Source organism: Massiliimicrobium timonense (assembly GCF_042850985.1).
GTDB lineage: Bacteria > Bacillota_I > Bacilli_A > Erysipelotrichales > Coprobacillaceae > Allocoprobacillus.
Window position 1 is genome coordinate 1026432 of the sequence record NZ_AP031415.1, and the last position, 22157, is coordinate 1048588.

Annotated in this window: 27 protein-coding genes and 2 other annotated features; of the genes, 19 read left to right on the forward strand and 8 right to left on the reverse strand. The window is 31.7% G+C overall.

What is annotated here, in order from left to right; genetic code table 11:
- The first annotated feature begins 2 nt into the window (after positions 1 to 2).
- The 14 genes from ACGHJ8_RS05290 to ACGHJ8_RS05355 all read left to right on the forward strand — a co-directional run bounded on the left by ACGHJ8_RS05290 (position 3) and on the right by ACGHJ8_RS05355 (position 11258).
- A complete protein-coding gene (locus ACGHJ8_RS05290) occupies positions 3 to 530 on the forward strand; it encodes a dihydrofolate reductase family protein (protein WP_162607640.1) in 528 nt (175 codons plus the stop codon).
- Between the two features lie 31 nt (positions 531 to 561).
- Positions 562 to 761, forward strand: a binding site (T-box leader).
- 35 nt (positions 762 to 796) lie between these two features.
- Positions 797 to 3406 carry an alanine--tRNA ligase gene (gene alaS, locus ACGHJ8_RS05295; protein WP_390542113.1) on the forward strand — a complete coding sequence of 870 codons (2610 nt, stop codon included), beginning with the start codon at positions 797 to 799 and terminating at the stop codon, positions 3404 to 3406.
- 63 nt (positions 3407 to 3469) lie between these two features.
- Positions 3470 to 3727, forward strand: coding sequence for an IreB family regulatory phosphoprotein (locus tag ACGHJ8_RS05300; RefSeq protein WP_087243145.1), 258 nt, complete (start codon positions 3470 to 3472; stop codon positions 3725 to 3727).
- Positions 3727 to 4149, forward strand: a complete 423-nt coding sequence (gene ruvX, locus ACGHJ8_RS05305) for a Holliday junction resolvase RuvX (protein ID WP_087357704.1) — start codon at positions 3727 to 3729, stop codon at positions 4147 to 4149. The genes ACGHJ8_RS05300 and ruvX overlap by 1 nt, the downstream gene beginning before the upstream one ends.
- A 2-nt stretch (positions 4150 to 4151) precedes the next feature.
- Positions 4152 to 4400 carry a DUF1292 domain-containing protein gene (locus tag ACGHJ8_RS05310; protein ID WP_087357705.1) on the forward strand — a complete coding sequence of 83 codons (249 nt, stop codon included), beginning with the start codon at positions 4152 to 4154 and terminating at the stop codon, positions 4398 to 4400.
- A 59-nt stretch (positions 4401 to 4459) separates the two neighbouring features.
- On the forward strand, positions 4460 to 5533 hold the full coding sequence (locus tag ACGHJ8_RS05315) for a lactonase family protein (RefSeq protein WP_390542116.1): 1074 nt from the start codon (positions 4460 to 4462) through the stop codon (positions 5531 to 5533).
- Positions 5534 to 5633: 100 nt separating this feature from the next.
- A complete protein-coding gene (mltG, locus tag ACGHJ8_RS05320; RefSeq protein WP_211964936.1) occupies positions 5634 to 6674 on the forward strand; it encodes an endolytic transglycosylase MltG in 1041 nt (346 codons plus the stop codon).
- Between the two features lies 1 nt (position 6675).
- Positions 6676 to 7275: an O-methyltransferase gene (locus ACGHJ8_RS05325; RefSeq protein WP_087357708.1), complete on the forward strand. Its 600-nt coding sequence runs from the start codon at positions 6676 to 6678 to the stop codon at positions 7273 to 7275.
- Positions 7272 to 8204 carry a peptidase U32 family protein gene (locus ACGHJ8_RS05330; RefSeq protein WP_087357722.1) on the forward strand — a complete coding sequence of 311 codons (933 nt, stop codon included), beginning with the start codon at positions 7272 to 7274 and terminating at the stop codon, positions 8202 to 8204. The genes ACGHJ8_RS05325 and ACGHJ8_RS05330 overlap by 4 nt, the downstream gene beginning before the upstream one ends.
- A complete protein-coding gene (locus tag ACGHJ8_RS05335; RefSeq protein WP_390542119.1) occupies positions 8179 to 9426 on the forward strand; it encodes a U32 family peptidase in 1248 nt (415 codons plus the stop codon). Before ACGHJ8_RS05330 ends, ACGHJ8_RS05335 begins: the two co-directional genes overlap by 26 nt.
- On the forward strand, positions 9426 to 10052 hold the full coding sequence (gene udk, locus ACGHJ8_RS05340; RefSeq protein WP_087357710.1) for a uridine kinase: 627 nt from the start codon (positions 9426 to 9428) through the stop codon (positions 10050 to 10052). Before ACGHJ8_RS05335 ends, udk begins: the two co-directional genes overlap by 1 nt.
- A gap of 73 nt (positions 10053 to 10125) precedes the next feature.
- Positions 10126 to 10611: a transcription elongation factor GreA gene (gene greA, locus ACGHJ8_RS05345; protein WP_087357711.1), complete on the forward strand. Its 486-nt coding sequence runs from the start codon at positions 10126 to 10128 to the stop codon at positions 10609 to 10611.
- A 43-nt stretch (positions 10612 to 10654) separates the two neighbouring features.
- Positions 10655 to 11059, forward strand: coding sequence for an iron chaperone (locus tag ACGHJ8_RS05350; protein ID WP_087357712.1), 405 nt, complete (start codon positions 10655 to 10657; stop codon positions 11057 to 11059).
- A 25-nt stretch (positions 11060 to 11084) separates the two neighbouring features.
- A complete protein-coding gene (locus ACGHJ8_RS05355; RefSeq protein ID WP_164483536.1) occupies positions 11085 to 11258 on the forward strand; it encodes a hypothetical protein in 174 nt (57 codons plus the stop codon).
- A 53-nt stretch (positions 11259 to 11311) separates the two neighbouring features.
- On the opposite strand, the gene ACGHJ8_RS05360 is transcribed toward ACGHJ8_RS05355, so the two are convergent.
- The gene (locus ACGHJ8_RS05360) at positions 11312 to 11623 is read right to left on the reverse strand and encodes a PTS sugar transporter subunit IIB (RefSeq protein WP_087357713.1); all 312 of its coding nucleotides are present in this window, start codon (positions 11621 to 11623) and stop codon (positions 11312 to 11314) included.
- Positions 11624 to 11768: 145 nt separating this feature from the next.
- On the opposite strand from ACGHJ8_RS05360, the gene ACGHJ8_RS05365 reads away from it, so the two are divergent.
- Entirely contained in the window at positions 11769 to 12065 is a 297-nt protein-coding gene (locus ACGHJ8_RS05365; RefSeq protein WP_087357714.1) for a hypothetical protein, read from the forward strand.
- Positions 12066 to 12090: 25 nt separating this feature from the next.
- Here ACGHJ8_RS05365 and ACGHJ8_RS05370 read toward each other — a convergent pair whose 3' ends face one another.
- Complete coding sequence (locus ACGHJ8_RS05370; protein ID WP_390542123.1) at positions 12091 to 12444, reverse strand: DUF3792 domain-containing protein; 354 nt, start codon at positions 12442 to 12444, stop codon at positions 12091 to 12093.
- A gap of 41 nt (positions 12445 to 12485) precedes the next feature.
- Between ACGHJ8_RS05370 and ACGHJ8_RS05375 the strand changes: the two genes are divergently transcribed.
- On the forward strand, positions 12486 to 13121 hold the full coding sequence (locus ACGHJ8_RS05375; RefSeq protein WP_087357716.1) for a DUF421 domain-containing protein: 636 nt from the start codon (positions 12486 to 12488) through the stop codon (positions 13119 to 13121).
- Between the two features lie 4 nt (positions 13122 to 13125).
- Here the strand turns inward: ACGHJ8_RS05375 and ACGHJ8_RS05380 are convergent, their stop codons facing one another.
- The 6 genes from ACGHJ8_RS05380 to glmS all read right to left on the reverse strand — a co-directional run bounded on the left by ACGHJ8_RS05380 (position 13126) and on the right by glmS (position 20236).
- Positions 13126 to 13920, reverse strand: coding sequence for an ABC transporter ATP-binding protein (locus tag ACGHJ8_RS05380; RefSeq protein WP_087357717.1), 795 nt, complete (start codon positions 13918 to 13920; stop codon positions 13126 to 13128).
- The gene (locus ACGHJ8_RS05385) at positions 13913 to 14839 is read right to left on the reverse strand and encodes an ABC transporter permease (RefSeq protein WP_390542125.1); all 927 of its coding nucleotides are present in this window, start codon (positions 14837 to 14839) and stop codon (positions 13913 to 13915) included. The genes ACGHJ8_RS05380 and ACGHJ8_RS05385 overlap by 8 nt, the downstream gene beginning before the upstream one ends.
- 4 nt (positions 14840 to 14843) lie before the next feature.
- Positions 14844 to 15821 (reverse strand): ABC transporter substrate-binding protein, encoded by a 978-nt coding sequence (locus ACGHJ8_RS05390; protein WP_390542127.1) that lies wholly within the window; start codon positions 15819 to 15821, stop codon positions 14844 to 14846.
- Positions 15822 to 15866: 45 nt separating this feature from the next.
- Positions 15867 to 16089 (reverse strand) — a binding site (T-box leader).
- 126 nt (positions 16090 to 16215) lie between these two features.
- Positions 16216 to 17004 carry a ZIP family metal transporter gene (locus tag ACGHJ8_RS05395; protein WP_087357719.1) on the reverse strand — a complete coding sequence of 263 codons (789 nt, stop codon included), beginning with the start codon at positions 17002 to 17004 and terminating at the stop codon, positions 16216 to 16218.
- 69 nt (positions 17005 to 17073) lie between these two features.
- The gene (locus ACGHJ8_RS05400; protein ID WP_205090130.1) at positions 17074 to 18321 is read right to left on the reverse strand and encodes a hypothetical protein; all 1248 of its coding nucleotides are present in this window, start codon (positions 18319 to 18321) and stop codon (positions 17074 to 17076) included.
- Between the two features lie 112 nt (positions 18322 to 18433).
- A complete protein-coding gene (gene glmS, locus ACGHJ8_RS05405) occupies positions 18434 to 20236 on the reverse strand; it encodes a glutamine--fructose-6-phosphate transaminase (isomerizing) (protein ID WP_390542130.1) in 1803 nt (600 codons plus the stop codon).
- A 347-nt stretch (positions 20237 to 20583) separates the two neighbouring features.
- On the opposite strand from glmS, the gene ACGHJ8_RS05410 reads away from it, so the two are divergent.
- Genes ACGHJ8_RS05410 through ACGHJ8_RS05420 form a run of 3 tightly spaced genes read left to right on the forward strand, consistent with a single transcriptional unit; the run spans position 20584 to position 22154 of the window.
- Positions 20584 to 21105 carry a hypothetical protein gene (locus tag ACGHJ8_RS05410; protein WP_087358225.1) on the forward strand — a complete coding sequence of 174 codons (522 nt, stop codon included), beginning with the start codon at positions 20584 to 20586 and terminating at the stop codon, positions 21103 to 21105.
- A gap of 42 nt (positions 21106 to 21147) precedes the next feature.
- Positions 21148 to 21843 (forward strand): AzlC family ABC transporter permease, encoded by a 696-nt coding sequence (locus ACGHJ8_RS05415; protein WP_390542132.1) that lies wholly within the window; start codon positions 21148 to 21150, stop codon positions 21841 to 21843.
- Positions 21840 to 22154, forward strand: a complete 315-nt coding sequence (locus ACGHJ8_RS05420) for an AzlD domain-containing protein (protein WP_249191412.1) — start codon at positions 21840 to 21842, stop codon at positions 22152 to 22154. The genes ACGHJ8_RS05415 and ACGHJ8_RS05420 overlap by 4 nt, the downstream gene beginning before the upstream one ends.
- Positions 22155 to 22157: the final 3 nt, after the last annotated feature.

A 22157-nucleotide genomic window follows, 5' to 3' on the forward strand; every position in this document is an offset into this window, starting at 1 on the left:
TGATGCGTAAAGTTATTTTATATATTGCAATGAGTTTAGATGGATATATGGCTGATCAAGATGGTCGTATTGACTGGTTACATGGTGACAATACTTCATATCCACCAACTGAAAGTTACTATCATCTTTTAAAACATGTTGATTGTGTCATTATGAGTGAAAAAGCTTTTCAAATGATGCAAAAGAAACTAGAGCAACAGATTCATCAGGGATTGAAAATTTATGTTTTATCATCGATAACACAATTATCTTTTGATAATATTGTCTTTACTTTGGAAGATATCTGCACTTTAGTTAAAAGACTAAAACAAGAAGCTGGAAAGGATATCTGGATTTGTGGAGGTCAACAATTTATTACTCCATTAATCCAAGCTAATATGATAGATGAGTATCATATTTCTATGATTCCTGCTTTAATTGGTAAAGGAGCACGTCTATTTGAAGACTTTGATCATGAAAAAAGATTATCTTTAATCAAGACATATGTTTATAATGGGATTGTTGATATTGAATATGAGAAGAAGTATTGATTTTTTATGATAAATTGGATATAATATCAAAGTCAAATCGTTGAAGAAGAAAAGTATTTATAAGTGAACTTATAGAGAGGAAATGGTTGGTGCAAATTTCTAGAAGCTTATAAAGAAAGCTACCTTCTAAGAGTGATGAAAACATCAACGTATGTCGGCGTTAACGATTAAAGAGCATAATGAATATTCATTATGAATGAGGATGGTACCGCGATAATAGTCGTTCCTTTTCAGGAATGACTTTTTTTATTCAAAGGAGGAAAATTATGAAACAATTAACAGGAAATCAAGTACGTCAGATGTTTTTGGATTTTTTTAAGTCTAAAGGACATATGATTGAACCAGGGGCATCATTGATTCCCCACAATGATCCTACTTTATTATGGATCAATGCTGGTGTTGCAGCATTAAAAAAATATTTTGATGGAACAGAAAAACCAGCTTGTAATCGTATTGCAAATGCACAAAAATCTATTCGTACAAATGATATTGAAAATGTAGGGAAAACTGCCAGACATCATACATTTTTTGAAATGTTAGGAAACTTCTCAATTGGGGATTATTTTAAAGAAGAAGCCATTCCTTTTGCTTGGGAGTTTTTAACAAGTCCAGAATGGATTGGGTTTGATAAAGACAAATTATATGTCAGTGTTTATACTGATGATGAAGATGCTTATCGTATTTGGACAGAAGTATGTCATGTTGATCCAAGTCATATTTTAAAAACTGATGATAATTTCTGGGAAATCGGAGAAGGTCCAGGGGGACCAGATTCAGAAATTTTCTATGATCGTGGAGAAAAATATGATCCTGAAGGATTAGGAGAAAAACTATTCTTTGATGAAATGGAAAATGATCGTTATATTGAAGTATGGAATGTTGTCTTTTCACAATATGACTGCAATCCTGCCATTGATCGTAAAGATTATAAAGAATTGCCACAAAAAAATATTGATACAGGAATGGGTCTTGAAAGACTTGTCAGCATTATTCAAGAGGGAGAAACAAACTTTGATACTGATTTATTCTTACCAATTATCCATGCGACTGAAAAGCTTGCAAAAGTTCCTTATGAAGATAACAAAATGGCTTATCGTGTGATTGCCGATCATATCCGTACTGTGACTTTTGCATTAAGCGATGGTGCGTTATTTGATAATGCTGGACGTGGTTATGTTTTAAGAAGAATTTTAAGACGTGCTGTTCGTTATGGTAAAAAGATTGGTATTGATCATTCATTTATGTATGAACTAGTTGGTGTGGTTGCGGATATCATGAAAGATTTCTATGATTATCTACCATCAAAAGTAGACTATGTCAGTGGTTTGGTGAAAAAAGAAGAAGAAGCATTCCATAAGACATTATCTAACGGAGAAAAACTATTAAATCAAATGTTACAAAAAAGTGAAAATCATTTATTAAATGGTCAAGATGCGTTTAAATTATATGATACTTATGGTTTCCCATTAGAATTAACTGTGGAAATTGCTCAAGAATCAGGCTTTGAAGTCGATGAAGAAGGATTTAAAGCAGAAATGAAAGCTCAACAGGAACGTGCCAGAAATGCACGTGGAGATATGGAATCAATGTGTTCACAAAAACCAGATTTAATGGCTTTTGATGAACCATCTGAATTTATCTATAATCCTGCACCAATTCAGGCAAAGGTCATTGCGACATTTGTTGATGGAGTCAAATGTGATGCGATTGATACAAAAGGTGAAATCATTTTAGATCAGACAACCTTCTATGCTGAAATGGGTGGTCAATGTGCTGATACAGGAACAATGAACAATGAAAGTACTGATGTTAATGTGACTTATGTTTGTAAAGCTCCACATCAACAACATTTGCATACTATTCATGTGACAAACGGAAGTGTTAAAATAGGTGATGTTCTTACACTTCATGTAGATATGAAAAAACGTGCTTTGATTACACATAATCATACAGCAACACATCTTTTACAAAAAGCGCTTAAAAATGTATTAGGAGATCATGTTTCACAGGCAGGTTCTTATGTTGATGATCAAAGATTGCGTTTTGACTTTACACATCCTCAAAAAGTAACAGATGAAGAATTGAAACAAGTAGAAGATCAAGTCAATGAACAGATTTTTAATGGTTTAGATGTTTGTATTCAATCTATGAGTAAAGATGAAGCAATGAAATCTGGAGCAATGGCTTTATTTGATGAAAAATACGGTGATGTTGTACGTGTTGTCAGTGTCGGTGATTATTCTAAAGAATTATGTGGTGGATGCCATGTTTCTAATAGTATTGAAATTGGAATCTTTAAAATTGTTGGTGAAGAAAGCATTGGTTCTGGTGTTAGACGTATTGAGGCTGTCACATCTATTCAGGCTTACCATGCTTTTAAAGAAAGTGAAGCTTTATTAAATCAGGTTCAAGATTTATTAAAAATTAAAAATAAGAATGAAACAATTGAAAAAGTAACACATTTTATCGAAGAAACAAATGAATTAAGAAAAGAAAGAAATCAATATTTAGATCAAATCAATGCCTTATCAGCAAAAGAACAGACAAAAAATATTGAAGATATTAATGGTATTCAATTCTTATTTGTAGAAGAAAGTAAAGATGTTGCTTCAGCAAAACAAATGGCTTTTGATTTAAGAGATCAATTACAACATGGTTTTGTTGTGATGGTTAATACTTATGAAGGAAAAATCTCATATTTTGTGGCACTTACAAAATCTATGGTTAAAGATGGTTATAAGGCTGGAGATATGATAAAAACAATCAATCAAGTGACTAATGGTCGTGGTGGTGGAAAGCCAGACTTTGCTCAAGGTGGATGTCAGGACGCATCACAGATTAAGGAAGCTATTGCACAAATCAAAGCACAATTCTAAGTTTTACTAGCAATTTGCAATTATTTAGTGTAATATAGATTATATAGATGGGAGGTAGTACAAATGGGAAAAGATTTTACTCAAACACGTCTATTTAATTCAGAAGAAATTAAAAGAGAAGTTATCCATTCTCATTTAATGACAGTTGCTAATGCTTTAGATGAAAGAGGATATAATGCAGTTCATCAAATTGCTGGTTATTTGATTTCTAACGATCCTGCTTATATCTCAAGCCATAAAGGGGCACGTTCAATTATTCAACAGATTGATCGTGATGAGATTATTGAAGAACTTGTGAAGTTCTATCTGGAGTCTAAATAGTGGAAAAAATATTAGGTTTAGATTTAGGTTCAAGAACTTGTGGGATTGCGATGAGTGATGCTTTGGGAATGATTGCTCATGGTGTTGAAACTTATCGATTTGAAGAAAATAATTATAAGAGTGCTGCCAGACATATTCAAAAAATTGTTGAAGAACATCATATTCATACAATTGTTCTTGGTTTACCTAAACATATGAATGGTGATTTAGGAGAAAGAGCACAAATTTCTATGGCTTTTAAAGAAAGACTGGAAAAGATGATGGATGTTGAAGTTGTTTTGATTGATGAAAGATTAACAACGGTGATGGCACAGAATCAATTGATTTTTGCAGATGTTTCTCGTAAAAAAAGAAAAAAAGTCATTGATAAGATGGCAGCTGTACAAATTTTACAAGGTTACTTAGATGGTCAAAGGAGATAATCATGGACGTTAATAAAATAAAGGTCATTGATGATGACGGTAATGAATTAGAATTTGATGTACTTTTTACTTTTGATAGTGAAGATACTGGAAAAAAATATGTTTTATATTATGATGCAGATGATGAAGATGCACAAGTTTATTCATCTATCTATGATGATGAAGGAAACCTATATCCTATTGAAACACCTGATGAATGGGATATGATTGAAGAAGTCTTTAACAGTTTTATGGCTGAAGATGAAGAATAATAACATGGATTGGTATCACAGGGTAACTGATGTTACCCTTCTTTATTAAGGAGGAAAATATGGGATTATTTTTTAAAAAAAGAAAAGTCAAACCAATATTTGTAGGAAGTTATGGAAATGATCTAACAAGAGGAATCTATGTTTTTCATTTGGATATTGATAATGGGGAAATTTTAAAAAAGAAGTTTTATAAGTCATTAGCGAATCCTATTGCTATTTCTAAACGTGAACGTTTTATTTATGTATGTTATAAAAATAATACAGGTAGACCTACAGATGGTGGATTATGGCAATACGCATCAATGGATTTACAATTTGGTTTAGCTGCCAAATCAACAGATCATGGAAAAACATATGTCAATAGTTATGTGAATGAGGATCGTACTTATGCTTATGCTGTGGATTACTATAATAGTGAAGTTGTCGTTATTGCTATTTTAAAACAGAAACTTATTAGAGTTGTTCAAACAATTAAACATACGGGAAGTAGTATTGATCCAAAACGTCAGAGTGAAGCTCATCCATGCTTTATAGATATGACACCAGATCATAGAATGGTTGTCTGTGATTTGGGAACAGATGAGGTTGTTTTGTATGATATTGGTGAAAAAGGAAGACTTTATCGCAATGATGAACTGACTTTAAAATTAGAGGCGGGTTCTGGACCTAAGAAAATCATTTTCTCATCTGATGGACAATTTGCCTATGTTTTAAATGAATTATCAAGTCAAGTTTTTGTATATCGTTATCAGGATGGACAAATGTCTTTAGTGCAAAAAGTCATGACCTATCCAACAGATGAATATATAGGTCAAAATACAGCAACTGATATTTTAATGAATGAAAAAGGAGATTATCTTTTCGTTTCTAACAGTGGTCATGATTCTATTACAACTTTTGAAATTGATACAACAACAGGTATGTTGAATACAGTAGATAATACCGATACAGATGAAAAACCTGTACAAATGATTCTCGTTATTGATAAATATGTTGTTGTAGCTTGCCAAAAAGGTGGAACGATTGAATCTTTTGAATTAAAACGTGGTGAATCTAAGGGCGTTTTATTTGAAACACATTTCAGTTATATGGTTGGTGAACCTGTTTGTTTGATTGAAGGAAGAGGATTATAAGAGCAGAAATGCTCTTTTTTGTTGAAATGGATAAAAAATGAGTGAAAGTTGATAATTCCTGCAAAATAACCTATAATAAATAAATGATGGAGGATGGTTTATGAAGAATAAGAAATTAATAGGAATCATTGCAGGTGTTGTCATTGTTTTCATTATAGGTGTTATTATTTTTTATAATGTTGGTATTTCTTCAGTGTCATCAAAAGATGAAGATGTGATTGTGACAGTTGAACAGGGTTCAACATCTTCTTCAATTCTTGATGCATTGGATGAAGCTGGACTTGTTAAAAATAAATTATGTGGGCAAATTTTCTTGAAATTGAATCGTTATGATCATTTACAGGCAAATACATATATATTGAATAAAAATATGTCATTATCTGATATTTTTGCATTGATAGAAAACCCTGATATTGATCATATTGTTTTATCTAAATTGACAATTAAAGAAGGAACAACAATTCCGGAGGTTGCCAAAGAATTTGCACAGATTTTAAATATTTCTGATGATGAAGTGATTAAACAATGGGAAGATCAAGCATATTTAAAATCATTAATAGATGAATACTGGTTTATAGATGATAGTATTTTAAATTCAGAGATTCTTTATCCATTAGAAGGATATTTATATCCAGAAACTTACTATATTACTGAAAAAGAGCCGGATTTAAAAAGCATGACAAAATTAGCATTAGATATGATGGATGAACAATTATCCGTTTATCGTAAAGATATTGAAAAATTAGGATGGACTCCTCATCAGTTTTTAACATTTGCTTCTATTGTTGAAAGAGAATCGTTATATGATGAAGATCGTCCTATAATTGCTGGTGTTTTTATGAATCGTTTAAATCAAGATATGTTATTACAAAGTGACATTACTGTTAATTATGCGTGGCAAAGAACAGGTGTCGATGTCAGTGTGGCTCATACACAAATTGATTCACGTTATAATACATATAAGTATACAGGATTACCTGTTGGACCAATCAGCACTATTTCTAAGGTGACTTTAGAGTCATGCATTCATTATAAACATCATGATTATCTCTATTTCTTTGCAAAAGAAGATGGAACTGTGATTTATAGTCGTACATATAAAGAACATAAACAAGTCGTAAAGGAGAATAAATGGTATTAATATGTTGTCATTAGAAGAATTAGAACAGGATGCTTTAAGACGTCATATTCCTGTTATGCAAAAAGAAGGCATCTTCTTTTTGATTGAACAGTTAAATAAAAAAGGAGCATCATCATGTTTAGAAATTGGTTCAGCCATTGGTTATTCAGCTATGATGATGGTCACGCATGTAGATGATTTAAAAGTAGAAACTATTGAATTGGATAACGATCGTTATTTAGAAGCTGTTTGTCATATTCGTGAGCATCATCTTGAACAAAGGATTACGATTCATCATCATGATGCTTTGACTTTTGATACACAATTATTACAACATGCTCCTTATGATTGTTTGTTTATTGATGCGGCTAAGGCTCAATATCAAAAGTTTTTTGAAAAATATGTTCCATTTGTCAAAGAGGATGGTATTATTGTTGTGGATAATTTGGACTTTCATGGGATGGTTTTTGATATTGATCATATTAAAAATAGAAATACAAGACAACTTGTTAAAAAAATCAAAAGATTTAAAGATTGGATTTTTCAACATGAGAATTATGATGTTGAATACTATGCTGTTGGAGATGGCATATGTGTTATTCAAAGAAAGGATCAAGAATGAAGTTAATATTATCATTAAATCGTAAAGAAAGACTATATGATTATGTATCTATGGGTATTGATACATTTATATTAGGGTGTGAATATTCTTTTTATGCTCCTTATTATTATTCATTAGAAGATATCAAGACAATTTGTCAACAATATCCTCAATGTCATTTTTATGTTGCGCTTAATGCTTTATATGATGAACATGATATAGAAACATTAAAAAATTATATAGATGAATTATCAAAACTTTCTATTTATGGTATTATTTTTGAAGATTTTGGTGTTTTACAAATTGTAAAAGATAAGCAATATTCATTTGATATGATGTACGCTCCGGAAACATTAAATACCAATGCAATGACATTAAATGTTTTAAAAGAACAGGGTGTAACCAGTGCACAAATCGCACGTGTTATTCCATTAGAAGAACAATTATTAATCCAGCAACAAGTCAATATGCCTTTAATGTTGCAGGTTCATGGGGTAGAATATATTGCTGCCAGTAAAAGAGCATTATTAAGTAATTATCAAAAAGCTTCAGGACTTGAATTTGATAAAGAAAGTCAAACACGTTTAACGATTCAAGCAAGAAATTCTGATTATGCTTTTCATATTTATGAAGATCAAAAGGGTACACATATTTTTTCTTTCACACGTTTATATATGTTAGATTTATTGAATCAGATTCATCATTTTGATTATTTATATATTGAAACATTAATGATGAGCGAAGAAGAAGCTGTAGAAGTGGCTTCACTTTATAGTGATGCTTTAAAGAGTTTTGAAAATCATACATATGATCGTGATGTGAAAGCATATATGCGTTTGCTGTATCAATTAAAAACACCATTAGATCGTGGTTTTCTATTTGATCAGACAGTTTATAAATTAGAAGATGTAAGGAAGATGGATCATGAGAAAAATCAGTCAAATCATTGATGGGAAAAGAAAAATTATAAAAAAGCCAGAATTATTAGCTCCGGCTGGTAATCTTGAAAAGTTAAAAGTAGCGATTATGTATGGCGCCGATGCTGTTTTTGTAGGTGGAAAAGAGTTTTCATTACGTTCACAGGCTTCTAATTTTACTTTAGAAGATATCCGTGAAGGTGTTGAATTTGCGAAAAAATATGGAGCTCATATTCATGTCACATGCAATATTATTTTACATCAGGATAATCTAGAAGGACTGAAAAACTATTTAAAACAATTAGATGATATAGGTGTCACAGCCATTATTGTTGCTGATCCTTATATTATGAAAATAGCTAAAGACATGCATTTAAATCTGGAAGTTCATGTGTCTACACAACTTTCTACTTTGAATAGTCAAGCCATTGCATTTTATCAAAAGATGGGAATGGATCGTGTTGTTTTAGGACGAGAAGTGACTTATGAAGATTTAAGAGCAATTATGGATAAAGTGGATGTAGATATAGAATATTTTATTCATGGAGCAATGTGTATTCATTATTCTGGTAGATGTATGCTTTCTAACTATTTAAGTCGTCGTGATGCCAATCGTGGTGGTTGTTCACAATCTTGTCGCTGGTATTATGATTTATATCAGGATGGTGTTCTTGTCAATAAAGAAGATGATATGCCTTTTAGTATGTCAAGTAAAGATATGAGTCTTGTTCATCATATTGGTGAACTGATTGAATTAGGAGTTGATTCTTTTAAAATTGAAGGACGTATGAAATCGGTTCATTATATTGCGACAATTGTGTCTACTTATCGTAAACTGATTGATGCTTATTGTGAAGATCCTGATCATTTTCAACAAGATGATTTTTATGAAAAGGAATTACAAAAAGCAGCCAACCGTGCTTTATGTCATGGATTTTATTTTGATCATCCAGGTGTTGATGAACAATTATTTAATATGCGTGATGAACATCCTACGCAGGAATTTGTGATGCGTATTGTCGATTATAATTATCAAAATCATTTAGCTAAAATAGAACAAAGAAATTATTTTGAAATGGGTGATCAGATTGAAATTTTCTCTCCACATCATGATAATCTTTTCTTTACAGTTGAAAAACTTTATAATGAAGATATGGAAGAAGTCACAAAAGCAAATCATCCAATGGAAATACTCTATGTTGAAATACCTCATCGTGTATTAGCAAATGATATGGGAAGAAAGGTGAGAAAATGATGAAAAACCAAGCTGTCATTATTGGTATAGCTGGGGGAAGTGCCTCAGGGAAAACCTCAATTGCAAAACAGTTATATGATTATTTTAAAGGACATCATAAAGTGAAAATCTTAAAACAAGATGATTATTATAAAGATCAAAGTCATTTAAGTTTTGAAGAACGTGCTAAAACAAATTATGATCATCCTTTTGCATTTGATACAGATTTACTGGTAGAACATTTAAAGAAATTAAAGAAAAAAGAACGTATAGAAAAACCAACATATGATTATACTTTACATACACGTAGTTCTATTACTGAAGTCATCGAAAAAAGAGATGTGATTATTTTAGAGGGTATTTTTGTTTTAGCTGAACCTTCAATAAGAGAGTTATGTGATATTCTTGTCTATGTTGATACGGATAGTGATATCCGTTTTATCAGACGTTTAAAAAGAGATATCGAAGAAAGGGGAAGAAGTCTGCAATCTGTTTGTGAACAATATCTGACAACAGTTAGACCTATGCATGAACAGTTTATTGAACCTTCTAAAAAATATGCACATATCATTATTCCTGAGGGTGGAAGTAATCATGTGGCTGTTGATTTATTAACAACAAAAATCAAAAGTATCATTGATGAATAGAGAAAATTTAAGAGAGAATGCTAGTATTTTCAACATATTTATGTTATAGTATAGTCTGCGAGGTGGATAAATTATGGATCATGATGCAGTTTTATTAACCCAAAGTGGGGTTGAAAAACTAAAACAAGAAAAAGAACAGTTAATTAATGTCGAAAGACCAAAAGTTATTGAAGAATTGCAATTAGCACGTTCTCAAGGTGACTTATCAGAAAATGCGGATTATGATGCAGCTAGAGATAAACAGGCACATATTGAAGCAAGAATCAAAGAAATTGATCAAATGCTTTTACATGTGCAAATTATTGATGAATCACAATTAGATAGCACAGTTGCAAAACCAGGAGCAACTGTCACAATTTTAGATTTATCAGAAGCCAATGCTCAAGAAGAAACTTTTACAATCGTTGGAACATTTGAAACAGATCCATTGAATGGTAAAATTTCAAATGAATCTCCATTAGCGAAAGCTATTCTTGATCATGGTGTTAATGAAATTGTTTCAGTCGGTGTTGCTGAACCATATGAAGTTAAAATTTTAAAGATTGAATATCTTGCATAGATGATGTGAAAACATCATCTTTTTCAATAGGAGGTTATAACAAATGTGGATATGTCCTCGATGTGGTCGTGAATTCAAAAAAATCAATCAAAGTCATTATTGTGGTCAGGCACCAAAAACAGTGGATGAATATATTGATTTACAGCCATTAGAAACTCAAAGTCATTTAAGAAGAATGAGAAACATTTTATTAAAGAGTGTTCCTTGTTTAAAAGAACGTATTTTATGGAGTATGCCTTGTTATGAAAAAGATGGTCAGTCTATTTCGTTTGCAGCTTGTCAAAAACACATCAGTCTTTATGTAGGTGAAAAAGTGATTGAAAAGTTTGCTTCGCATTTAACAAAGTGGCAGACAAAGAAAAATGCTATCTATTTTCCTTATAACCAAACCTTACCTGATCAACTGATAGAAACTATTGCAAGATACTGTTTACAAACATCAGATTGATTGTTAATGGAGGTGATTCATTGTTATGTATAAAACAGAGTTAATTGAAGATATTACTGTAGAAAATGTGACAGAAAAAATAGATGAAAAAATAAAAGAGATGGAAAAGAAAAGTTATCATCTTATTACCATGTCTTTTTTAGGGACACAAAGAGCTGTACTGGTATTTAAAAAAGGACTAAAGGGAAGTTTGCTTTAAAAAATAGAAATGGATTTGTTAATGAAAAAGCTATAAATAAACCAAAAATTTATTTATAGCTTTTGATGATCTAATATTTGCAAAGCATTCAAAAAGACATTTTTACCATTCATTGTTCCATAATCACGCATAGATATATCCATGATAGGAATATTAGGTAAAGACTTCTGAATCTGCTTTCTCATATATTTTACTTGTGGAGCTAATAAAATAATATGGGCATCAGTGGCCTGATGACATATATCATGAACTCCTAAAGCCCTTATATCAATAGATATCCCTTGTTGATTCGCTTCTCTCTTGATTTTTTCAACTAATAAACTTGTAGACATAGCAGCTGCACAGCATAAAACCATATGTATCATCAATAACCCCCTCACTTTACTTGATATATTTATTATAGATGAAATAAAGAAAAAAATCTAATTGTTTTTTGTTGCTTAAAGAGAAATTTGTTATTTTTTTGAAAATAGTATATAATAAGAAAAGGAAAAAGTAGGTGGTGATCATATGCAAGAAAGTCGTCAATTTAATCGTGCTGTATTGAGTTTGTGGATACTCTTTTTAATTGTCGTTGTAGCTGTTAATACAATTTATGCTTTTATTCTTCCTATGAGTACATTGGAGCTTTATCTTGGTCCTTTGAATTTCTTTAATATAGCAGCAGCAACATTATTTGTTGGTGTTTTAGAAGATTCAATGGTCAATGATTTAAAGAAGAACACTGCTCTGGCATGTTTAGTACGTATTCCTTATGTTATTTTAATTGTTGTTGCAATATTTTTCTCATGTATGTTGCTATTTTAAAAAGACTTCTTATTGAAGTCTTTTTTTATGCAATCATACGACTTTTTAGTTCTTTAAAAAAACCAATGAATATAAAAATAAGTGGTTTAAAAATAAGATGTATATATTGAATATGATTAAGATGAAAGCATAAACTCATCAAAAAATAAAAGACAGCAAAGATGATACAATGTTTCATACGTTGATGTGGTAAATGGGAAGTGAGATATAATGCAGAAATGATTAAAATAAAATATGAGAATATTTGTATCATGATTTGTATGAAAAGGGTATTCATTTGCATGAAATAAGAAATAATGGAAAGAATAAATGAGATAAGTATAAAGGGAATCAGAAAGATTAAGCATGTATAAATATAGGTACGTAGTGTTTGTTTCATAGTTTCCTCCTGATATACTTTATGCAAAGGAGTTGACTTTTATGAGATATCTGGAAATCTTTATTGAAAGTTTTGGAACATATCTTTTACTTGTTTTCATGATTAGATTTTTAGGAAAGAAAGAGATGAGTAAATTAAGTGTTTCAGATTTGATTGTTTTTTTAATTATTAGTGAATTAATGACAATGTCTATTGGAAATAAAGATGTTAATTTTTTACAGGCTGCATTAGCTGTTTTTGTGATTGTTGTCATGGATAAGTTATTTACTGTCATCTCATTAAAAAATCCTTTTTTTAAAAAGATTGTAGAAGGACATCCTACTTTCATTATTTTTCAAGGAAAAGTGAATCAAAAGAAAATGGCATCTTTAAAATATAGTGTTGATGATCTTTGTCATCATTTAAGAGAACAGGGGATAGGTTCTATATCAGAGGTTGAATTTGCTGTTTTAGAAACTGATGGACAATTATCGGTTATTGAAACAAAGAAAAGTGAAGTGAAAGTCCCTGCGGCCATTATTAGTGATGGAGTCATTGATTATGAGATATTGAAACTGATGAATCGTGATGAAGCATGGCTGATGAAACAACTGAAACAGGCAGGGATACAGGATTATCATGATGTTTTTTATTGCATTGTAGAAAAAGAACGCTTATTTATCATTAAAAAAGGCTAGATCACTAGCCTAATAACATTCTATCATTGACAAATTCTTCTCCAATGGCTTCTTCAAATTTTTTAAGCAAATCGTTGACTGTTAATTGCTTTTTTGCTTCACCTTCCACATCATAAATGATATGACCATCATACATCATAATTAAACGATTTCCAATGTCAATAGCATCTTTCATATTGTGTGTGACCATCATAGCAGTTAAATGTTGTCTTGTGACAATTTCATTCGTTAAGGTCAAAACTTTGGTACTTGTGGCAGGGTCTAATGCAGCTGTATGTTCATCCAATAACAATAATTGAGGTTTATGGAGAGTTGCCATGAGGAGGGTTAATGCCTGACGCTGTCCTCCAGAGAGTAATCCAACTTTTGTTGTTAAACGATCTTCTAAACCTAACCCTAATGTTTTGACAGCTTCATAATATTGTTCTTTTTCTTTTTTTGTAACTCCCCAACGTAAACTACGTTTTTGTCCACGACGAGCAGCCATAGCTAAGTTTTCGATAATTTGCATATCCGCAGCCGTTCCCATCATAGGATCTTGAAAAACACGACCTATGAATTGAGCACGTTGATATTCTGGAGCTAAGGAAATATCTTGACCATTTAATGTGATGATACCACAGTCAATGGGATAGACCCCTGCAATCAGATTTAACAATGTACTTTTCCCAGCCCCATTACCACCAATGACTGTTACAAAATCTCCTTCTTTTAATTCTAAATTTAAGGATTTGATAACGCATTTTTCATTAGGAGTTCCTATATGAAATGATTTAGAAACTTTTTCTAATTTAAGCATGATTTTGCAGTTCCTTTCCAGTTAATTTTTTATACATTGAAAGACGTTTTCTTTTATTGACAATGACAGGAACAGTGAGAGCTACAGCGACAATAAAAGCTGTTAACAGTTTTAAATCATCAGTATTTAATCCCATTTGTAAAACAATCGCAACAATCATACGATAAATAATAGAACCAATAATAATAGAAGTTAAACGTAATTTAAATCCAGCCTTTTTACCAAAAATAACTTCACCAATCACAATCGAAGCCAGTCCAATCACAATGGCTCCCGTTCCCATTTTCACATCTGCTACACTTTGTTGTTGTGTGACCAATGCACCACTCATAGCAACGAGTCCATTGCTGAGCATTAAACCAAATAATTTCATAGTATCAGTATTCACACCATTGGCTCTGACCATATTTTCATTATTACCAGTTGCTCTTAAACATGAACCAAATTCCGTTCCTAAAAACCAGTAAATCCCAATCACTACAATTAAACTAAAGAAAATCCCAATACAGATTGTAATCCATTGTGAAGTGAGGGGAATAAGTTTGGCAAAATCTTTAAAAAGGGTTGATGACTGTAATAAAGGAATATTACTCTTTCCCATAATTCTAAGATTAATAGAATATAAAGCTAATTGAGTTAAGATACCAGCTAAAATGGCTGGCATTTTGCATTTTGTATGCAAAAAACCTGTTATAAATCCAGCTAAAAAACCAGATAAAGTCGCTAATAATATTGCGATAATAGGGTGGATACCTGCAATCAAAGTAACAGCACATACAGCACCACCAGTCGCAAAACTGCCATCTACTGATAAATCAGCAATATCTAGAATTCTAAATGTTAAATAGATACCAAGAGCCATGATACCCCAAAGGATTCCTTGACCAAGGGCTCCCTGTAAAGATAATAGGATAGACATCAATCTATCCTCCAATCATTGTTACTTGAAGATCAGCAGGGACTTCAATACCTAACTGTGTAGCGACTTTTTGATTCACAAAATATTGACAGTCTTTAGCATCGACAAAAGTAACAGGTGTTTCTTGAACTTTTGATTCACCATTTAAAATTGCAAGAGCCTGTTTACCAGCATTTTGTCCAACAGTATAATAATCTAAGCTTAAAGTTGCTAGACCACCATTTTCACACATACTTTCTTCCCCAACGATGACAGGTAACTGATTTTCATTTGTGACTTGTGCTACCGTTGCCATATTAGAAGCTAAAAGGTTATCAGTTGGAATATAAACAGCATCATATTGACCAATCATGGATTGAGCTACTTGTTGAATAGCACTTGAATCATTTGATACTGTTACAACTTTAGCTTCTAAACCTAAATCTTTAGCGGCTTCTAAGGCAATTTCACCTTGATAAATAGAATTGGCTTCATCACTACAATAGAATACTGCAATTTTTTTGGCATCAGGCACTAAAGTCTTTAATAGTTCCATTTGTTCTTTAACAGGATTTAAATCACTGGAACCAGTCACATTGGTTTCTGGTTTTTCATTAGATTTGACAACTCCTGCTGTTTCAAAATCAGTAACAGCTGCACCAACAATAGGAATATCTGTTGTTTTATTTGCCGCAGCCTGTAAAGCATCAGTTGCAATAGCATAAATTAAATCATCACCATCATTGACAAATTTTTCAGCAATCGTTTGACAATTGGATGGATCACCACTGGCATTTTGAAAATCAATGTTTTCTTCCTTAACACCAGCTTCTATTAAAGTATCCTTAAATCCCTCATAAGCCTTATCTAATGCTGGGTGTTGCGCAAACTGAATAGCACCAATTTTAACTTCCGATAAATCCTTAGGTTCACTACTATCACTGGCACAACCTGATAACAGCATCCCCATAGCTAATAATAATACAGATAGTTTTTTCATCATATCACATTCCTCTCTCTTTTTTTTATAAAACAAAAAGACCCGTCCCAAGAGGGCGAGTGAACGCGGTACCACCTCAATTTATTATAATTTCACAATTATAACCTTTGTAAGTTGAATAACTTTTCATAAATAACGTTATGACCCCGATTACCCCTTATCAAAGTAACAGCTCCGTGTTGAATTCAAAATTTCTTTACGTATGATTTGCACCAACCATCATATCTCTATTGTCACAGAAATATTTACTATGTCACATCATGGCTTTTTGTTTTATATATCTTTTATCATAATGAAATGAAAATTATTTGTCAATGCTTTTTCAAAAAATAAAATCAAAAGAATCAGTATTTTGCGAATTATTTTGAAATATTTTAGAAAAAACACGAATTTTAAATCAAGATAACATTATATCTAAAATCATCATAACCGTAAATCCAATCATACAGGATAAAGCACCGATATCTATTTGACGATGACAACAAGCTTCAGGAATCATATCTTCAACACAGACAAAAAGCATAGCTCCAGCAGCAAAACTCAATGCAAAAGGAAGTATATTTTGAATTAATGAAGCAAAAATATAGCCTAAAATAGCGGCAGGAATTTCAATGATTCCAGAAAACTGTCCATACATCATCGAAACAAAACGACTTTTTCCATATTGATGCATGGGTAATGCTATAGCAGTTCCTTCAGGAAAGTTTTGAATACCAATACCAATAGAAAGAATCAAGGCTGGAATAAATTGTTGATGAGCACTGGCAAAAGCGACACCGACAGCTAAACCTTCGGGAATATTGTGTAATGTCATGGCTAACATAAGGAGCTGATTTTTAGAAAAACGAGAATGAACGCCTTCAATTTCTCCGGAAATCATATGCTTGTGTGGTAAAAAATGATCACAGAGTGCTAAAAAGATAACACCACATAAAAAACCAAGTGGAATAATGAGTAAAAACCATTTAGGCATATTTTCTAATAAATTCATAGCTGGCAGGATTAAAGAAAAGAATGATGCAGCAATCATAATACCTGCACTGCTGCCCAGTGCTATGGAAACAATCTGTTGGTTTTCTTTATTGGTAAAATAGACTAACGAAGCCCCTAAAAATGTGGAAAGCCAGTTAAAAAGAATGGCTCCAATAAATATCAAAACAGGCATCTGTTGTAATAGAGTTAACACATTTTCACCTCATTATAGAGTATGAAAAAGATGATTTTATGTGACAAAAAAAGCTATGCATCACATAGCTTAGTATTGAATATCTTCATATAATGTTTTTAATAAAATGGCTTTTGAAGATGGTTTTTGTTTTTTGAAATCATAAGTTTTCATTAAACTATATTCAACTACATCATATTTTTCAACAACTTCATCATAAATATAATCAGATTGTCTAAAGAATAATGGATCATCATCTTCTAAATAAAGACTACCAAATTCTTTATCTTTGTTATAATATACAACTTTTGCTTCATAACGATCAATATATTCATCAAGATGTTCCATTAATTGATTATACAAACGATCATATAAAGAACTGCTATCCATATTCTGATATTGTTCTAAAATAGTGTTTTGTGAAATTTCTTTTTGATTTTCTGCTTTGATTTGATAAACAAAAGCATTGGCTAGATTGATGATTTCTTGATTTTGACCAGTTTTAACCATATCTAAAATCATTTCATAAGTTGATAATTCATCAAGATTATATCCAGATTTAAAGAATTTATAAATCAAATTTGTATAAGCTTCTTTAACTTTTCCAGTATGCATATATAAATCATAAAGAACCTGGAAAGAATCAACATGAGGAATTCTATTACCTAAAGCTAAGAATTCATTTTCTGCTTCTTCATATCTTTGTAAATGGACAAGTGAAGATGCACGATAATATTTCACCCAGTTAAGGTTGTTATAATGCCATTTGATAGGTTGTGTCAATGCTTTATTAGCATATTCTACACAGGCTTTATAATCTTCTAACTCATATGAGCATCTGACTTTTAAACGATACCATTTTTCTTTTTTAGATTCAAATTCTTTACCTGCATTGTTGATAAAAGGATCAATGCTTAATGTTTGAACATCAAGTTTATCTAAAAGAGTAGATAACTTTTGATAATTCACAGGTTTCTGGTTCATGACATACTTCATTGCTTTATTGATTGTTGCTTCTAAAGGAGAATACTTTTCTTGTTTACATAAATTTGTGATTTCATCAACAATAGAGAAAAATAAATCTTCTTTTTCTTTGATTTTGTCTTCATCAATATTGATATATTTATTATAAAGTGCATAACCATAATGATTAATAAAACCACTTAAACCTTCACCAACTTGTAAGAAAGTCTTTCCTACTTCAATTGCATCATCAGTGCGTCCTTGATTTTTCAATTCCTTTACATAATCCATAGCTTGAAAATCATTAAATGAGCTTGGATCTTCTTCAAAACGTTTATCATAATTTGTTAAATCTTTTGGTTCACGTTTTTCCACGATTCATCACCTCGTTTACTATTATATCAATTTCATAACTTCTTGTGAAGAATAAAGATTAATTTTCATATGAAATACTTTTAACCAAAAGAAAAAACACTCGAAAGTGTTTTTATTCAACCGTCACTGATTTAGCCAGATTACGTGGTTTATCAACATCACAACCTTTAAGACAAGCTGTATAATAAGCTATAAGCTGTAAAGGAATGGCAACCAGAATTGCTTGTAATGTTGGTTCAACATCGGGTAAATAGTAAGTGTTTTGTACATTTTTAACTTCTTCATGATGGGTTGTAAGTAAGATCACACGGGCTCCTCTGGCAATCGTTTCTTGAATGTTACTGATTGTTTTTTGAGAAATATGAGGCTGGGTTGCGACAGCAATAACAACAGACCCATCTTCAATTAAGGCAATTGGACCATGTTTTAATTCACCAGCCACATAAGCATCGGCATGAACATAAGAAACTTCTTTGAGTTTTAAAGCTCCTTCAAGCACACTGGCATAATCTAAATTTCTTCCAATAAAATAAGCATCATGCATATCCTTTAACATATGTGCATATTGTGCAAACACAGGTTCATCTTTTAAAATATTGTCCACATATTGAGGAATAAGCTGTAACTGCTTAATGACATCATCGTGAACATCCTGATTTAAATTTTGTGCTATATAATAAGCTAATAAAATTAAAAGAACAAGCTGTGTTGTATAAGCTTTCGTTGATGCAACAGCAATTTCTGGACCAGCACATGTATACAATACATAATCTGCATCTCGAGAAATGGTGCTTCCTAAAACATTCGCAACAGCAAGAGTTGTGGCTTTCTTTTCTTTAGCTAAACGTAATGCTGCCAAAGTATCAGCGGTTTCTCCTGATTGTGATACAAAGATGGCTAATGTCTTTTCATCAATCAATGGATCATTATAACGAAATTCACTTGCGACTTCACTTAACACGGGAAGATGAGCAACTTTCTTTAAAACATGAGCCCCACATAATGAAGCATGATAGGCTGTCCCACAGGCTACAAAATAGACTTTGTTGAATTTTGAAAAATCAATGTCTTTTAATTCATCTAAGACAATATGTTGTTGATGAATACGTCCTCTTAATGTTTCTGCAATGACATGAGGCTGTTCATGTATCTCTTTCAACATAAAAGTATCATAGCCATCTTTTTTAGCTGCCTCTAAATCATAAGGAATTGTTGTTGAAGTTTTTTCAATCTTTTGTCCATCATGATTGTAAAAATCAATATGATCACAAGATAAAACAGCCATTTCATAATCATTTAAAAAATAGACATCTTTTGTATACTCTAATAAAGCAGGAATATCACTTGCAGCGACATAGGCATCATTTGTTTTTCCAATGATTAATGGGCTATCCTTTTTCGCCACAATGATATGATCTGGTTCAAGTGTTGAAAGAATACATAATGCATAACTTCCTTTGATTTGTTTTAATACTTTTTGTGTTGCTGCTAAAAGATCTCCTTCATAAAGACTATCCAAAAGCAAGACAACAACTTCACTATCAGTATCAGATTGAAACTGATATCCTTTTTTGATCAGTTCATCTTTTAATTCACGATAATTTTCGATGATACCATTATGCACTAATGCGATTGTTTCATCTTGATTGGTATGTGGATGTGAATTGAGATTAGATGGTATACCATGTGTTGCCCATCTTGTATGTCCAATACCTACATGTCCATGTAATTGATGACTTTTCAGTTTATTTTCTAAATTTTCCAATCTTCCCTTACATTTGATAGTGACTAATTGACTGTTTTCTAATGTTGTAATACCGGCACTATCATAACCACGATATTCCAATTTAGATAAACCTTGCATTAAAAAAGGCAAAGCTTCTCCTTTTCCACAATAAGCAGTAATTCCACACATAAAATCTTCCTCCATATATTCAATTGATTATATGATGAAGTGATGCCTGATGATATTTGTTTAATGATCACTCATTATTTTTGCTCATCGTTCAGGTAGCATCATACCTCCAGATCATCCGCCGAATCTTTCGATAAATCTGGTCCTCGTCAACTTTGAAAAAAGTCCAGGCGCTTCATTTTTAAAAAACTCCATCAACAATGCTATTATACATGAAAGATGAAACAATAGTTTTCATATTTTAAAAATCACTTCATCACACCTATAAAATAAAAAAATAAAAAAATTTCGTTTAAAAAAAAGAAAAATGAGAAAAATATGCGTATATATATAATAGGAGGGTTATTATGAGTATACGTAATAATTTACTAGAAATGAATAAATCTTTAAAAAAATTAGAAGAATCAGGTGTTTATGATGTTGAAAAATATAGTTATGCCCTGTTGCATCAAACAAGTCAGCTGGAATATTTTTATTGTCATCTTGTTAAAGATGGAGATTGTAATCAGACTTTCTATCACGTACATAAAAGACCACATATCCATGAATTGGCTTATTTTAATATTGGACGAGGTTTTCCTAAAGAATTAATGGATGGACATTGGTGTTATGTTTTAAAAGATATGGGATATAAGATGCTTGTTGTTCCATGTACATCTATAAAGAAAGATTCGACACCTGTCAATCCACTGTTTGAAAAAGATATTAAAATAAAAACTGATACACATATAACATATTGTCGTATTCAATTGAGTGATATTCGCTCAGTGGATATTCAAAGATTAGATTTAAGAAAGTCTTTTTATCAAGTTTTAACATCAAGAGAAGAAATTATGACATTTATTGAAAAAAATTTATTTGATAAGTAATCTTGATTCATGTATCATATAGGGATATATGGAGGGGATTTGATGGAGGAATTTTTGAGTGGGTGTAGAAGATCTTTACCGATTGCTTTAGGATATTTTCCGGTTTCTTTTTCTTTTGGTGTTTTTGTGGCTTCAAGTGGCTTACCGTTAGGACTGGCAACTTTGATTTCTATAACAAATTTAACATCATCAGGACAGTTTGCGGGTGTGTCCTTAATGCTTGTTCAGGCATCTTATATGGAAACCGCTTTGACACTCTTGATGATTAATGCACGTTATTTTTTAATGTCACTGTCTTTAAGCCAAAAGATTGATCAAAAGATGTCAACACTTGAAAGAATGGTGATTTCTTTTGGCATTACAGATGAAACATTTAGTCTGGCATCATTAGAACAGAAGACTCTCTCTTTTCCTTTTATGTCAGGTTTTATACTGATACCGATTATTGGATGGACAAGTGGGACACTGGCAGGAGAAACATTAACCAATTTATTACCAGCCTCTTTACAAAATGCAATGGGACTCGCTTTATATGGTATGTTTTTAGCCATTATTATTCCTGCATCTTCAAAATCACGTGCTATTGGAGAAGTCGTTTTATTGGCAGCTATTCTTTCAACGTTAATGTATGTGACTCCTTTGTTTCAAGGATTATCGAGTGGATTTCAATTAATTATCGCAACGTTACTGGCAGCATTGTATGGCGCTTGGCGTTATCCAATTGAGGAAAAAGAATGATGACAAGTTATTTGCTGACGACTGTTTTAGTGATGGCTGTCATGACTTATTTACCTAGAATGTTGCCATTAACTTTTTTTAAAAAAGAAATTCATTCTCGCTTTATCCGCTCACTTTTATATTATGTTCCCTATGCTGTACTATCGGCTTTAACTTTTCCAAGTATTTTTTATGCAACTGGAAATATGGTCAGTGCTTTTATAGGAGGACTGGCAGGTATTTATTTTGCTTATCGACAAAAAGGGCTTGTTTTTGTAGCCTGTATGACAGTGATATGTAGTTTTATAGCCCAAATTGTGATCCCATTTTAAATG

Bases quoted from the DNA above. Each gene is read 5' to 3' on its own strand.
- ACGHJ8_RS05290 (WP_162607640.1), top strand. From the start codon at position 3: ATGCGTAAAGTTATTTTATATATTGCAATGAGTTTAGATGGATATATG.
- alaS (WP_390542113.1), top strand. From the start codon at position 797: ATGAAACAATTAACAGGAAATCAAGTACGTCAGATGTTTTTGGATTTT.
- ACGHJ8_RS05300 (WP_087243145.1), top strand. From the start codon at position 3,470: ATGGGAAAAGATTTTACTCAAACACGTCTATTTAATTCAGAAGAAATT.
- ACGHJ8_RS05310 (WP_087357705.1), top strand. From the start codon at position 4,152: ATGGACGTTAATAAAATAAAGGTCATTGATGATGACGGTAATGAATTA.
- ACGHJ8_RS05315 (WP_390542116.1), top strand. From the start codon at position 4,460: ATGGGATTATTTTTTAAAAAAAGAAAAGTCAAACCAATATTTGTAGGA.
- mltG (WP_211964936.1), top strand. From the start codon at position 5,634: ATGAAGAATAAGAAATTAATAGGAATCATTGCAGGTGTTGTCATTGTT.
- ACGHJ8_RS05325 (WP_087357708.1), top strand. From the start codon at position 6,676: ATGTTGTCATTAGAAGAATTAGAACAGGATGCTTTAAGACGTCATATT.
- ACGHJ8_RS05330 (WP_087357722.1), top strand. From the start codon at position 7,272: ATGAAGTTAATATTATCATTAAATCGTAAAGAAAGACTATATGATTAT.
- ACGHJ8_RS05335 (WP_390542119.1), top strand. From the start codon at position 8,179: ATGAGAAAAATCAGTCAAATCATTGATGGGAAAAGAAAAATTATAAAA.
- udk (WP_087357710.1), top strand. From the start codon at position 9,426: ATGAAAAACCAAGCTGTCATTATTGGTATAGCTGGGGGAAGTGCCTCA.
- greA (WP_087357711.1), top strand. From the start codon at position 10,126: ATGGATCATGATGCAGTTTTATTAACCCAAAGTGGGGTTGAAAAACTA.
- ACGHJ8_RS05350 (WP_087357712.1), top strand. From the start codon at position 10,655: ATGTGGATATGTCCTCGATGTGGTCGTGAATTCAAAAAAATCAATCAA.
- ACGHJ8_RS05355 (WP_164483536.1), top strand. From the start codon at position 11,085: ATGTATAAAACAGAGTTAATTGAAGATATTACTGTAGAAAATGTGACA.
- ACGHJ8_RS05360 (WP_087357713.1), bottom strand. From the start codon at position 11,623: ATGATACATATGGTTTTATGCTGTGCAGCTGCTATGTCTACAAGTTTA.
- ACGHJ8_RS05365 (WP_087357714.1), top strand. From the start codon at position 11,769: ATGCAAGAAAGTCGTCAATTTAATCGTGCTGTATTGAGTTTGTGGATA.
- ACGHJ8_RS05370 (WP_390542123.1), bottom strand. From the start codon at position 12,444: ATGAAACAAACACTACGTACCTATATTTATACATGCTTAATCTTTCTG.
- ACGHJ8_RS05375 (WP_087357716.1), top strand. From the start codon at position 12,486: ATGAGATATCTGGAAATCTTTATTGAAAGTTTTGGAACATATCTTTTA.
- ACGHJ8_RS05380 (WP_087357717.1), bottom strand. From the start codon at position 13,920: ATGCTTAAATTAGAAAAAGTTTCTAAATCATTTCATATAGGAACTCCT.
- ACGHJ8_RS05385 (WP_390542125.1), bottom strand. From the start codon at position 14,839: ATGTCTATCCTATTATCTTTACAGGGAGCCCTTGGTCAAGGAATCCTT.
- ACGHJ8_RS05390 (WP_390542127.1), bottom strand. From the start codon at position 15,821: ATGATGAAAAAACTATCTGTATTATTATTAGCTATGGGGATGCTGTTA.
- glmS (WP_390542130.1), bottom strand. From the start codon at position 20,236: ATGTGTGGAATTACTGCTTATTGTGGAAAAGGAGAAGCTTTGCCTTTT.
- ACGHJ8_RS05410 (WP_087358225.1), top strand. From the start codon at position 20,584: ATGAGTATACGTAATAATTTACTAGAAATGAATAAATCTTTAAAAAAA.
- ACGHJ8_RS05415 (WP_390542132.1), top strand. From the start codon at position 21,148: ATGGAGGAATTTTTGAGTGGGTGTAGAAGATCTTTACCGATTGCTTTA.
- ACGHJ8_RS05420 (WP_249191412.1), top strand. From the start codon at position 21,840: ATGATGACAAGTTATTTGCTGACGACTGTTTTAGTGATGGCTGTCATG.